The sequence below is a fragment of the Aeromonas sp. s3 genome (genome assembly GCF_040907805.1).
Lineage (GTDB): Bacteria > Pseudomonadota > Gammaproteobacteria > Enterobacterales > Aeromonadaceae > Aeromonas > Aeromonas dhakensis.
Map to the genome: position 1 here is coordinate 636,772 of NZ_JBFOCQ010000006.1, position 11,837 is coordinate 648,608.

An 11,837-nucleotide genomic window follows, 5' to 3' on the forward strand; every position below is an offset into this window, starting at 1 on the left:
TGCGTTAATGTCGAGTTAAATATTGTTAAATGTGATCGTGGTGGTGATAGCCACTGGCCAGGTGAGCGCGAAGTGCTGCGGGTGATTAATTTGGTGCGGCCCTTCAGCTGCGAAGCAGCAGGGCGTGCAGCCAGCGGCCATCCGTCTGCTCGCTCTCCCAGCACTGCTGCAGTTGCAGCGGCAGCGGGGCGATGAGCCGGCGCAGGTCCTCCTCATCGAGTCGGGAGAGGCGAGCTTCGGCTAAGGGAGAGGCGGCTTCAGGCGTGCCGTCGCTGGAGGCCGGCTGGCCACTGGGGTGGGGAAAGGCGCAGTAGAGCGGCCCGGCAGGCTTGAGCAGGCCAGCCAGGTGCGCCAGCGCCTCGCTGAGCTCGCTGGCCGCGAGCAGCGGCAATGCCCCGCGCGCCCAGATGCCGTCATAGGGCACCACGCTGCGCAGCTGATCGATGCGGCAGACCCGCACCGGCTGGCCGCTGCGCCGCGAGGCTACCCTGGCCTGTGCCAGGCGGGCATCGAAGGCCGTCACCACCAGCCCCTGCTGGCGAAAGAAGCAGAGATCGTCGCCTTCGCCGCAGCCCGCCTCCAGCAGATGGGCACCACAATGGAGCAAGGCCAGAAACTGCTGACGCGCGACGGACAGTGGGTCGGCTGAGGGGGTGGCAAGGGACATCGGCGGGCAATGGGGAGACGAACGGGACATGGCGGGCACTTTTTCGGGGACGCTACTCTGTTTCGGGGGCGTGACTATAGCAAATTTGAGCCAATTTGGCGCCGGGGCGCCAAAGGAAGGGGAGGAAACTGGAGAGTGTCTGCGCCGGCACAATGGACCTGTGCTGAGCGACTGTGAGTCAGGTGCGGCGGGTGGCCGGGCCGCCGGACTGGGCGATCAGGGCGAACAGGTTGTCCAGCACAAAGTCGGCCTCCTGGCGCAAGTCGATGCGATCCGGGAAGTGCAGCCAGTTGATGATGTAGCCATCCAGGGTGCAGTGCAGCAGGGTGGCGGCCCGCTGCAGATCCAGCTCCTGCGGCAGCTGGCCGAGGCGCACCGCATTGCCCAGGGTGATCTCCAGATCCCGGAAGAAGTTGTTGGACTGGCTGCGCATGTGCTCGCGCAGTGAGATGGCTTCTCCCTCCAGCGACTCCAGGTTGAACAGTATGGTGAACATCTGCTGATGGGCGGGCTCGGTGCTTATCTTGATGATCACCCCCTTGAGGAAGCTGCGCAGCTTGCCGAGGGGGTCGGGCTCCTGCTCGGAGACGCAGGCATCGAGCTGGTGGGAGAGGGGCTGGCAGAGCTCCTCCCAGAGGGAGACGAACAGCTCTTCCTTGTTCTTGAAATGCCAGTAAATGGCGCCCCGGGTCAGCTCGGCGGCCCTGGCGATGTCGGTCAGGCTGGTCTTGGCCAGGCCTTGTGAGCAGAACAGATCCAGGGCCGTACTCATGATGTGGCAGCGGGTCTGCTGCGCCTCTTCTTTGGTTCTTCTGGCCATCTCTCTGCGCACCTTGTAAAAGTAAAAAAAGTCACTTACATACATTTATGAATGTATGTATATTGCCTCATCTTTCCTATTTTACCAACCGGGTCCTATAAACCCTGTGGTTTTTCATTGATAGACAGAGGCTCAGGTTTTTCATGCATAAACATATTCTCGCACGTTCAGTCGGCCTTGCGCTGCTGGCGAGCGGTCTGCTGACCGCTTGCGGCGAACAGGGCCCCGCCCAGCAAGGACCCGGTGCGATGCCGCCGGCCGCGGTGGATGTCGTCACCCTGCACACGGCGCCGTTGCAGCTCACCACCGAGCTGACCGGCCGCAGCGCCCCGCTGCGGGTCGCCGAGGTGCGCCCCCAGGTGAGCGGCATCATTCTCAAGCGCCTCTTTACCGAGGGCAGCGACGTCAAGGCCGGTCAACTGCTGTACCAGATCGACCCCGCCGTCTATCAGGCTGCGGTGGCCAGTGCCAAGGCCAACCTGGCCAAGGCGCAGGCCAACGAGCAGAGCGCCCGCCTCAAGGCCAAGCGCTATGCCGAGCTGGTAAAGGTGAAGGCCATCAGCAGCCAGGAGTATGACGACGCCGACGCGGCCTGGAAGCAGCAGCTGGCCGAAATCGGTGCCGCCAAGGCGGCGCTGCAGAGCGCCAACATCAACCTCGCCTACACCCGCATCACGGCCCCCATCAGCGGTCGCATCGGCAAGTCTGCGGTGACCGAGGGGGCGCTGGTGACGGCCCAGCAGGCCGACAGCCTCACCTCCATCCAGCAGCTCGATCCCATGTATGTGGACGTGCGCCAGTCCACCGCCGATCTGCTGCGCCTCAAGCGCCAGGTGGCGGCCGGCAAGCTGACCCAGGACGAGCAGAAAGGCGCCCGGGTGAGCTTCCAGCTGGAAGATGGCTCCACCTACGGGGAAGAGGGCTCGCTGCAGTTCTCCGACGTGACCGTGGATGAGACCACCGGCATGGTGACCCTGCGGGTGATCGTCCCCAACCCTCATCAGCTGCTGCTGCCCGGCATGTTCATGCGTGCCACCCTGCAGGAGGGCGAGCGCGCCGAAGGGCTGTTGGTGCCGCAGACCGCGGTGACCCGTACCCCGAAAGGCGGCGCTACCGTGATGGTGGTGACGGCGGACAACAAGGTGGAGCTGCGTGAAGTGCAGCTGGGCCGCATTGTCGGCAGTGACTGGGTGGTGGAATCCGGTCTCAAGGCCGGCGAACGGGTTATCGTCGCCGGCCTGCAAAAGGTAAAACCCGGGGTTGTCGTGGCGCCGGCTGAACAGGGCGCCGCTGCGCCGTCTGCCCAGGCGCCGGCCAATGCCCCGGCCAACAAGTAGGATGGAGTAGTCGCCTCATGGCACGATTTTTCATAGACAGACCCATTTTCGCCTGGGTGATCGCCCTGGTGATCATGCTGGCGGGCAGCCTGGCCATCATAGGCCTGCCGGTTGCCCAGTATCCGAGCATTGCGCCGCCGGCGGTGGGCATCTCCGCCAGCTACCCGGGCGCCTCCGCCAAGACGGTGGAAGACTCGGTGACCCAGATCATCGAGCAGAACATGACCGGGCTGGATCACCTGCTCTACATGTCCTCCCAGTCGGACTCCTCCGGCCGGGTATCGGTCACCCTCACCTTCCAGCCGGGGACCGACCCCGACATCGCCCAGGTGCAGGTGCAGAACAAGCTGCAGCAAGCCATGTCGCTGTTGCCGCAAGAGGTGCAGCAGCAGGGGATCCGGGTCCAGAAGACCTCCAGCAGCTTCCTGATGGTGGCCGCCTTCATCTCCAAAGATGGCGCCATGACCAACGATGACCTGGCCGACTATGTGGTGGCCAACATCAAGGAGCCGCTCAGTCGTCTGGACGGGGTAGGGGACATCACCTTGTTCGGCAGCCAGTACTCCATGCGGGTCTGGCTCGATCCCAACAAGCTAAACCGGGTGCAGATGACCCCGGGTGACGTGCAGACCGCCATCAAGGCGCAAAACACCCAGGTGGCCTTTGGCAAGCTGGGGGGCACCCCGGCGGTGACCGATCAGCAGTTCACCGCCACCATCATGGGGCAGACCCGGCTCTCCACCGTGGCGCAGTTCAACGACATCCTGCTGCGGGTGAACCAGGACGGCTCCAAGGTACGGCTCAAAGACGTGGCCCGGGTCGAGCTGGCCGGTGAAAGCTACGATGCCGAGGCGCTCTACAACGGGCAACCCACCGCGGCGGTGGCCATCAAGCTGGCGACCGGTGCCAATGCGCTGGATACCGCCGAGAAGGTGCGTGGCAAGCTGGGCGAGCTCTCAGCCTACTTCCCGGCCAACATGGAGATCGTCTACCCCTACGACACCACGCCGTTCGTGAAGATCTCCATCGAGGAGGTGGTGCAGACTCTGGTGGAGGCGATCTTCCTGGTGTTCTGCGTCATGTATCTGTTCCTGCAGAACTTCCGCGCCACTCTGATCCCGACCATCGCCGTGCCCGTGGTGCTGCTGGGGACCTTCGGCGTCATGGCGGCGTTCGGCTTCTCCATCAACACCCTGACCATGTTCGGTCTGGTGCTGGCCATCGGTTTGCTGGTGGATGACGCCATCGTGGTGGTGGAGAACGTGGAGCGCCTGATGAGCGAGGAGGATCTCTCTCCGCTCGAGGCGACCCGCAAGTCCATGACCCAGATCACCGGCGCCCTGGTAGGGATCGCCCTGGTGCTCTCGGCGGTGTTCGTGCCGATGGCCTTCTTCGGCGGCTCCACCGGTGCCATCTATCGCCAGTTCTCCCTCACCATCGTCTCAGCCATGGTGCTGTCGGTGATGGTGGCGCTGATCCTGACCCCGGCCCTGTGCGCCACCCTGCTCAAGCCCATCAAGCATGGCGAGTTCGGTGCCAAGCGCGGTTTCTTCGGCTGGTTCAACCGGGCCTTCGACGCCAGCGCCAACCGCTACCAGAGCGGGGTGCGCAAGGTGGTCAAGCAAGGGGTGCGCTACGGCATCATCTACGCCGCCATGCTGGCGGTACTGGCCATCCTGTTCATGCGCATGCCCACCTCCTTCCTGCCGGAAGAGGATCAGGGGGTCATCATGTCCATGGTGCAACTGCCGGTCGGGGCGACCAAGCAGCGCACCGAGGTGGTGCTGGCCGACATGCGCGACTACTTCATGAAGAACGAGAAGGATAACGTCGACTCCGTGCTGACGGTGGCGGGCTTCAGCTTCGCCGGTAGCGGTCAGAACAGCGGCATGGCGTTCATCAAGCTGAAAGACTGGAAGGAGCGCAACACGCCGGATCGCAGCGCCAATGCCATCATCGGCCGTGCCATGGGCTACCTGTTCAGCATCAAGGAAGCCCAGGTGTTCGCCTTCAACCTGCCTCCGATCCCGGAGCTGGGGACGGCGACCGGCTTTGACTTCTTCCTGCAGGATCGGGCCGGCGTGGGCCACGACAAGCTGATGGCGGCGCGCAACCAGCTGCTCGGCATGGCGGCGCAGGACCCGAACCTGGTGCGGGTGCGCCCGAACGGGATGGAAGACACCCCCCAGCTCGACATCAAGATCGACTACGAGAAGGCGCTGGCGCAGGGGCTCTCCATCAGCGACATCAACAGCACGCTCTCCAGTGCCTGGGGTTCTGCCTATGTGAACGACTTTGTCGACAGAGGCCGGGTCAAGAAGGTGTATCTGCAGGCGGATGCCCCCTTCCGGATGAACCCGGAAGATCTCAAGCTCTGGTACGTGCGCAACAGCGCCGGTCAGATGGTGCCTTTCTCCGCCTTTGCCAGCACCGACTGGAGCTTCGGCTCGCCACGACTGGAGCGTTACAACGGCGTGCCGGCGATGGAGATCGTCGGGGAAGCGGCGCCGGGCAAGAGTACCGGTGACGCCATGGCCGCCATCGAGCAGATGGTGAAGCAGCTGCCGGAAGGCATCGGCATCGAGTGGACCGGTCTCTCCTATCAGGAGCGGCAGGCGGGCTCCCAGGCGCCGGCCCTCTACGCCATCTCCCTGCTGGTGGTGTTCCTCTGTCTGGCCGCCCTCTACGAGAGCTGGAGCATTCCGTTCTCGGTGATGTTGGTGGTGCCGCTCGGGGTGTTGGGGGCCATTGTGGCCGCCACCCTGCGCGGGCTGGAGAACGACGTCTACTTCCAGGTGGGCCTGCTCACCACCATAGGCCTGTCGGCCAAGAACGCGATCCTCATCGTCGAGTTCGCCAAGGAGCTCTATGACAGGGGCATGGGGCTGAGTGAAGCCGTGGTGGAGGCGGCGCGCCTGCGCCTGCGTCCGATCCTGATGACCTCGCTCGCCTTCATCCTCGGCGTATTGCCGCTGGTGATCAGTACCGGCGCCGGCGCCAGCAGCCGCAACGCCATCGGTACCGGCGTGATGGGGGGGATGATCAGTGCCACCGTGCTGGCCATCTTCTTCGTGCCGCTGTTCTTCGTGCTGGTGATGCGCTATTTCACCAAGCACAGTACCAAGCAAGCGCGTCTGGCCCATGCCGAGGAGATCAAACATGACTAAGACTCTGATCGCCTTGAGCGTGACTCTGCTGTTGGGGGGCTGTTCCATGGCCCCCGATTACCAGCGCCCCGAGCTGCCGCAAGGCGCCACCTGGCAGAGCAACCAGACGGGGGAGGCGGCCGTCTCCTCCTGGCGCCAGCAGTTCCTCGATCCCGCCCTGCAGCAGTTGATCGCCACGGCCCTCGAGAACAACCGGGATCTGCGTATCGCGGCCCTCAACGTGGAGGCCTACGAGGCCAGATACCGGATCCAGCGGGCGGCACAGCTGCCGACCCTGGCTGCCAATGGCTCGGGTACCCGCCAGCAGGGATCGGACGATCTCAGCAGCACGGGGCAGGGCACCATCAGCAGCCAGTACGGCGCCAACATCGGCATCACCGCCTACGAGCTGGACCTGTTCGGCCGGATCCAGAGCCTCAAAGATCAGGCGCTGGAGACCTATCTGGCGCAAATCGAGACCCAGCGCAGCACCCAGATAGCCTTGGTGGCCTCGGTGGCCAACGCCTATCTCACCCTGCTGGCGGATCAGGAGTTGCTGGCGCTGAGCGAGGCGACCCTGGCCACCGAGCAGGAGAGCTATAGTCTGACCGAGCACAAGTACCGGCTGGGGGCCGCCTCCGAGATGGAGCTGGCTCAGGGCCGTACCGCGCTAGAGAGCGCCAAGGTGAGCCTGGCCCAGTATCAACGGCAGGTGAAACAGGACAGAAATGGCCTGGCGCTGCTGCTCGGGACAGGCGTCCCTGTACTGATGACCGAGCCGGCGACCCTGGCCGAGGTGCAGCTGGCGGCCATCCCGGTGGGTGCCCCCTCCAGCCTGCTGCAACAGCGCCCGGACATCCTGGCGGCCGAGCACAGCCTGAAAGCGGCCAATGCCAATATCGGCGCCGCCCGTGCGGCCTTCTTCCCGACTATCTCGCTGACCGCGACGGCGGGCACCGCCAGCAACCAGTTGAGTGGGCTGTTTGACGGTGGCACCGGTACCTGGACCTTCATGCCGCAGATCAATCTGCCGATCTTTGACGGTGGCAAGCGCATCGCGGATCTGGATGTAGCCGAGGTGAGCACCAAGCAGGCGGTGGCGAGCTACGAGAAGAGCATCCAGACCGCTTTCAAGGAAGTGGCGGATACGCTCGGCGCCCAGGCTGACTATCAGCAGCAACTGCAGGCCCAACAGGCACTGGTGGAGGCGAGTCAGACCTACTTCAAGCTGGCGGAGGTACGCTACGAGAAGGGGGTGGACAGCTATCTCACCCGACTCGATGCCCAACGCTCGCTGTTCAGTGCCAAACAGGGGCTGATCAGTACCCGTCTGGCGCAGCTCAGCAACCAGGTCGCGCTCTACAAGGCCGTCGGCGGTGGCTGGCAAGCTGCCGATAGCGAGGGTGGCAAAGGAAAAAGCTGACAGTAGCCACACTTTCCTCCTTGCGTTATCTTACCGTAACAGGGCGAACCATCAGGTTCGCCCTGTTTGTTTGCTGCAAAAACATATACATATGAAGCTCAAGTGACATAATACGTCGTGTAGACAGCGTTGTGATCGGTATCAGACTCTGGTGGAAGAGCTGAATTTTTACGTGTGCGGCGGGGGGCAATTGTAAGAAAGTGTTACGTGTCTCCATCCGGATTGGCAAAAAGTGGCGGTCTTGTGAGCGCGCTCCGCACTGATGCGTCGCTTGTCACTATTTTTACTTTTGAATCCGGCTGGCAACGACCTTTTTGGTCTCAAAGGAGGCTTTGCTGGTGGTTGGCAGCTCATCTCCTTCTGCTGGAGAGCAGAGAACCGCTACGGGAGAGGGCGTAAATCGCTTACTTTAAGAAGGGTTGTTATGGCTGTTCAAGCGGCCAGGAAAGGCGCTAAAATCCGGACTTTGCCCTTGGGGCATGGCAATGATTGACGGCGGTTTTTTTGTAAACTGGCATGTTCAATGTGCAAGAGAAATCGCACTTTTGTCATCAGGGAGCGGTGACAGAGTTTTCCCAAGCTGGAGGGCGCTATGGCCAACAGCACACACAATCCGGTCAAAAGCAGCAATCTGGGGGCTGTAACCCAGGGGCGGTAGCTATTGTCTTTTTCGTGGTTGGTGTCAGAAATCCGCCATTTGAGCGAGCATTTTCACCACTATGAACAATGGTAACTGGTTCAAAAAGAACCGAATTTCTATTACTTTTCAAGAGCATAACTATGAAGATTCTTGTCACTGGTGGCGCAGGCTTTATCGGCTCGGCGGTTGTTCGTCATATCATTCGGGATACCAACGATTCAGTTATCAACCTCGATAAACTCACCTATGCGGGCAACCTGGAATCCTTGGCCAGTGTCGCAAACAGTGAACGTTATGCCTTTGAGCAGGTGGATATCTGCAACCGCGCCGAACTGGATCGGGTGTTTGCCCAGCATCAACCGGATGCCGTGATGCACCTGGCGGCCGAGAGCCACGTCGATCGCTCCATCACAGGCCCTGCCGACTTCATCGAGACCAATATTGTCGGCACCTACATGCTGCTGGAGGCGGCTCGCGCCTACTGGAACGGTCTGGACGAGGTACGCAAGGCGGCCTTCCGTTTCCACCACATCTCCACCGACGAGGTATATGGCGACCTGCCCCATCCGGATGAAGTCGCCCCCGGTGTAGCGCTGCCGCTCTTTACCGAAACCACTCCCTATGCCCCCAGCAGCCCCTATTCTGCCTCCAAGGCCTCCAGTGACCATCTGGTGCGCGCCTGGCGCCGTACTTACGGCCTGCCGACCATCGTCACCAACTGTTCCAACAACTACGGCCCGTTCCACTTCCCCGAGAAGCTGATCCCGCTGGTCATCCTCAATGCGCTGGATGGCAAGCCGCTGCCTGTCTATGGCAAGGGCGATCAGATCCGTGACTGGCTCTATGTGGAAGATCATGCCCGCGCGCTCTATACCGTGGTCACCACTGGTGCCATCGGCGAGACCTACAACATCGGCGGCCACAACGAGAAGCAGAACCTGGACGTCGTTCATACCATCTGCGATCTGCTTGACGAGATGGTGCCCAAGGCCGGCTCCTATCGCGATCAAATCACCTATGTGGCTGACCGCCCCGGTCACGATCGCCGTTATGCCATCGATGCCAGCAAGATGAGCGCCGAGCTCGCCTGGCAGCCGCAAGAGACCTTTGAATCAGGTATCCGCAAGACAGTGCAGTGGTATCTGGATAACCAGCAGTGGGTCAACAACGTGAAGAGCGGGTCCTATCAATCCTGGATCGAGCAAAACTACGGGGAGCGTGCCTGATGCATATTTTGCTGTTTGGCAAAAATGGCCAGGTTGGCTGGGAGCTGCAACGTGCACTAGCACCGCTGGGCCGTATCACAGCCGTCGATTTTGACTCGACCGATTATTGCGGTGACTTCAGCAAGCCGGCCGGCGTAGCGGAGACTGTGCGCCTGGTGAAGCCGGATGTCATCGTGAACGCAGCAGCCCACACTGCGGTAGACAAAGCCGAGAGCGAGCGGGAGTTTGCCGAGCTGCTCAATGCGACCAGCGTGGCCGCTATCGCCAAAGAAGCGGAGGCATTGGGGGCATGGTTGGTGCACTACTCCACGGATTATGTGTTCGATGGCAGTGGTGAGCGCCCCTGGCTTGAAACCGATGCGACCGCACCGCTGAATGTGTACGGCGAAACCAAGCTGGCAGGGGAACAAGGGGCAGCACTCTGCTCCCGTCATCTAATCTTCCGCACCAGCTGGGTCTATGCCGCCCGCGGCGCCAATTTTGCCAAGACCATGCTGCGTTTTGGCAAGGAGCGCAGCGAAATGTCGGTCATCAATGACCAGTTTGGCGCCCCGACCGGCGCCGAGTTGCTGGCCGATTGTACCGCCCACGCGATCCGTGTAGCGCTGCTCAAACCCGAGGTCGCCGGGCTGTATCATCTGATTGCCTCCGGCACCACCACCTGGTTTGACTACGCCCAGCTGGTGTTTGCCAACGCCAGAGAGGCGGGGGTTGAACTGGCGGTCACGCAACTCAATGCCGTGCCGACCAGCGCCTTCCCAACCCCGGCCAAACGCCCACATAACTCCCGCCTGGATACCAGCAAATTCCAGCGCACCTTCGATCTGGTGCTGCCGGACTGGACGGTCGGTGTGGAGCGGATGTTGACCGAGATTCTCAGCAAGTAAATCACCGGCCAGGGATGTATTGAACACCTCCCTGGCTGGCAGGGATAAAACAGAAAGGAGTGGCCGCAATCCACCCTTTTCTTTTGCAATTTAAAAATAAGAAACAAACATCATGACCAAACGTAAAGGCATTATTCTGGCCGGTGGCTCCGGCACCCGTCTCTATCCAGTCACCATGGCAGTGAGCAAGCAACTACTGCCCATTTATGACAAACCGATGATCTACTATCCGCTCAGCACTCTGATGCTGGCGGGCATTCGCGACATTTTGATCATCAGCACCCCGCAAGATACCCCCCGTTTTGAGCAACTGCTGGGGGATGGCAGCCAATGGGGCCTGAATTTGCAATACAAGGTACAGCCAAGCCCGGATGGGTTGGCGCAAGCCTTTATTCTTGGCGAAGAGTTTATCGGCTCAGACCCCTGTGCGCTGGTGCTGGGTGACAACATCTTCTATGGCCACGACCTGCAGAAACAGCTGGAGACGGCCGCAGCCAAAGAGAGTGGCGCCACCGTCTTTGCCTACCATGTGTATGACCCTGAGCGTTATGGGGTGGTGGAATTTGATAAAGAGGGTACCGCTATCTCTCTGGAAGAGAAACCGTTGGAGCCCAAGAGCAACTATGCGGTGACCGGCCTCTATTTCTACGACAACAGCGTGGTGGAGCTCGCCAAGAGCTTGAAGCCGTCGCCGCGTGGTGAGCTGGAAATTACCGATGTGAACCGTATCTACCTGGAACAAGGCAATCTGTCGGTGGCCATGATGGGCCGTGGTTATGCCTGGCTTGATACCGGCACCCATGAAAGCCTGATTGAAGCGAGTAACTTTATTCAGACCATCGAGACCCGTCAGGGGCTGAAAGTGGCCTGCCCGGAAGAGATTGCCTATCGAAAGAAGTTCATTGACGTAGAACAAGTGAAAAGTCTGGCGGCGCCACTTGCGAAGAATGCCTATGGCCAGTATCTGCTGAAGCTCATCGCCAGAGCTTAATGTATTCATAAGTAGGCTCAGTTTTTTCCTCTCTAGCATCACAAGGTGTGGGTAATCCAATGAATGTAATTAAAACCTCTATTCCTGACGTGCTCATCTTTGAGCCACGCGTGTTTGGTGATGACAGAGGTTTCTTCTTCGAAAGTTTTAATCAAAAAATCTTTGAAGAAGCGGTGGGGCGAGCGATTGAGTTTGTCCAGGATAACCATTCACGCTCGAGTCAGGGTGTACTACGTGGGCTCCATTATCAGCTGGCTCCGCATGCACAAGGGAAATTGGTGCGTTGTGTCGTTGGTGAAGTGTTTGATGTCGCGGTGGATATCCGAAAAGGCTCGCCGACCTTTGGGCAATGGGTAGGCGTCAACCTCAGTGCACAAAACAAACGACAGTTGTGGATCCCGGAAGGGTTTGCCCATGGTTTTCTCACCCTGAGTGAACACGCAGAGTTTCTCTACAAGACTACCAATTACTATCAACCCACTGCTGAACGCAGCATCTTGTGGAACGATGCCACCTTGGCCATTGTGTGGCCAGAGCTCGCGACGTCTACAACCCTGTCGTCAAAAGATGCGCTTGCTGCTGCGTTTAATGATGCGGAACACTGTTGATGATCGCGCTCTTCGGATCTGCTCTTGAACATAGGTATCTTATCCATTATTTGGTGATCCAATAAGGCACTTTCTCGTTATCAGGAAACAGG

At 60.4% G+C, this 11,837-nt stretch carries 9 protein-coding genes; 7 read left to right on the forward strand and 2 right to left on the reverse strand.

Features of this window, described 5'->3' with window-relative positions:
- Positions 1 to 103: 103 nt before the first annotated feature.
- Both AB5Y98_RS03525 and AB5Y98_RS03530 read right to left on the reverse strand, forming a co-directional pair.
- Positions 104 to 607: a class I SAM-dependent methyltransferase gene (locus tag AB5Y98_RS03525; RefSeq protein ID WP_324039594.1), complete on the reverse strand. Its 504-nt coding sequence runs from the start codon at positions 605 to 607 to the stop codon at positions 104 to 106.
- A 238-nt stretch (positions 608 to 845) separates the two neighbouring features.
- Positions 846 to 1,487, reverse strand: coding sequence for a TetR family transcriptional regulator (locus AB5Y98_RS03530; protein ID WP_029305789.1), 642 nt, complete (start codon positions 1,485 to 1,487; stop codon positions 846 to 848).
- A 143-nt stretch (positions 1,488 to 1,630) separates the two neighbouring features.
- Between AB5Y98_RS03530 and AB5Y98_RS03535 the strand changes: the two genes are divergently transcribed.
- From AB5Y98_RS03535 to rfbC, 7 genes are all read left to right on the forward strand, one after another.
- A complete protein-coding gene (locus AB5Y98_RS03535; protein WP_005302879.1) occupies positions 1,631 to 2,824 on the forward strand; it encodes an efflux RND transporter periplasmic adaptor subunit in 1,194 nt (397 codons plus the stop codon).
- Between the two features lie 17 nt (positions 2,825 to 2,841).
- Positions 2,842 to 5,991: an efflux RND transporter permease subunit gene (locus tag AB5Y98_RS03540; RefSeq protein WP_044800392.1), complete on the forward strand. Its 3,150-nt coding sequence runs from the start codon at positions 2,842 to 2,844 to the stop codon at positions 5,989 to 5,991.
- Positions 5,984 to 7,393, forward strand: coding sequence for an efflux transporter outer membrane subunit (locus tag AB5Y98_RS03545; protein WP_368231346.1), 1,410 nt, complete (start codon positions 5,984 to 5,986; stop codon positions 7,391 to 7,393). The genes AB5Y98_RS03540 and AB5Y98_RS03545 overlap by 8 nt, the downstream gene beginning before the upstream one ends.
- A gap of 780 nt (positions 7,394 to 8,173) precedes the next feature.
- Complete coding sequence (gene rfbB, locus AB5Y98_RS03550) at positions 8,174 to 9,259, forward strand: dTDP-glucose 4,6-dehydratase (RefSeq protein WP_139753527.1); 1,086 nt, start codon at positions 8,174 to 8,176, stop codon at positions 9,257 to 9,259.
- On the forward strand, positions 9,259 to 10,146 hold the full coding sequence (gene rfbD, locus AB5Y98_RS03555; protein WP_368231347.1) for a dTDP-4-dehydrorhamnose reductase: 888 nt from the start codon (positions 9,259 to 9,261) through the stop codon (positions 10,144 to 10,146). The genes rfbB and rfbD overlap by 1 nt, the downstream gene beginning before the upstream one ends.
- Before the next feature lie 112 nt (positions 10,147 to 10,258).
- A complete protein-coding gene (gene rfbA / locus AB5Y98_RS03560) occupies positions 10,259 to 11,137 on the forward strand; it encodes a glucose-1-phosphate thymidylyltransferase RfbA (protein WP_368231348.1) in 879 nt (292 codons plus the stop codon).
- A gap of 59 nt (positions 11,138 to 11,196) precedes the next feature.
- The gene (gene rfbC / locus AB5Y98_RS03565; protein WP_368231349.1) at positions 11,197 to 11,745 is read left to right on the forward strand and encodes a dTDP-4-dehydrorhamnose 3,5-epimerase; all 549 of its coding nucleotides are present in this window, start codon (positions 11,197 to 11,199) and stop codon (positions 11,743 to 11,745) included.
- Positions 11,746 to 11,837: the final 92 nt, after the last annotated feature.

Coding starts and splice junctions, on each gene's coding strand:
- AB5Y98_RS03530 (WP_029305789.1), bottom strand. CDS start 1,487: ATGGCCAGAAGAACCAAAGAAGAGGCGCAGCAGACCCGCTGCCACATC.
- AB5Y98_RS03535 (WP_005302879.1), top strand. CDS start 1,631: ATGCATAAACATATTCTCGCACGTTCAGTCGGCCTTGCGCTGCTGGCG.
- AB5Y98_RS03540 (WP_044800392.1), top strand. CDS start 2,842: ATGGCACGATTTTTCATAGACAGACCCATTTTCGCCTGGGTGATCGCC.
- AB5Y98_RS03545 (WP_368231346.1), top strand. CDS start 5,984: ATGACTAAGACTCTGATCGCCTTGAGCGTGACTCTGCTGTTGGGGGGC.
- rfbB (WP_139753527.1), top strand. CDS start 8,174: ATGAAGATTCTTGTCACTGGTGGCGCAGGCTTTATCGGCTCGGCGGTT.
- rfbD (WP_368231347.1), top strand. CDS start 9,259: ATGCATATTTTGCTGTTTGGCAAAAATGGCCAGGTTGGCTGGGAGCTG.
- rfbA (WP_368231348.1), top strand. CDS start 10,259: ATGACCAAACGTAAAGGCATTATTCTGGCCGGTGGCTCCGGCACCCGT.
- rfbC (WP_368231349.1), top strand. CDS start 11,197: ATGAATGTAATTAAAACCTCTATTCCTGACGTGCTCATCTTTGAGCCA.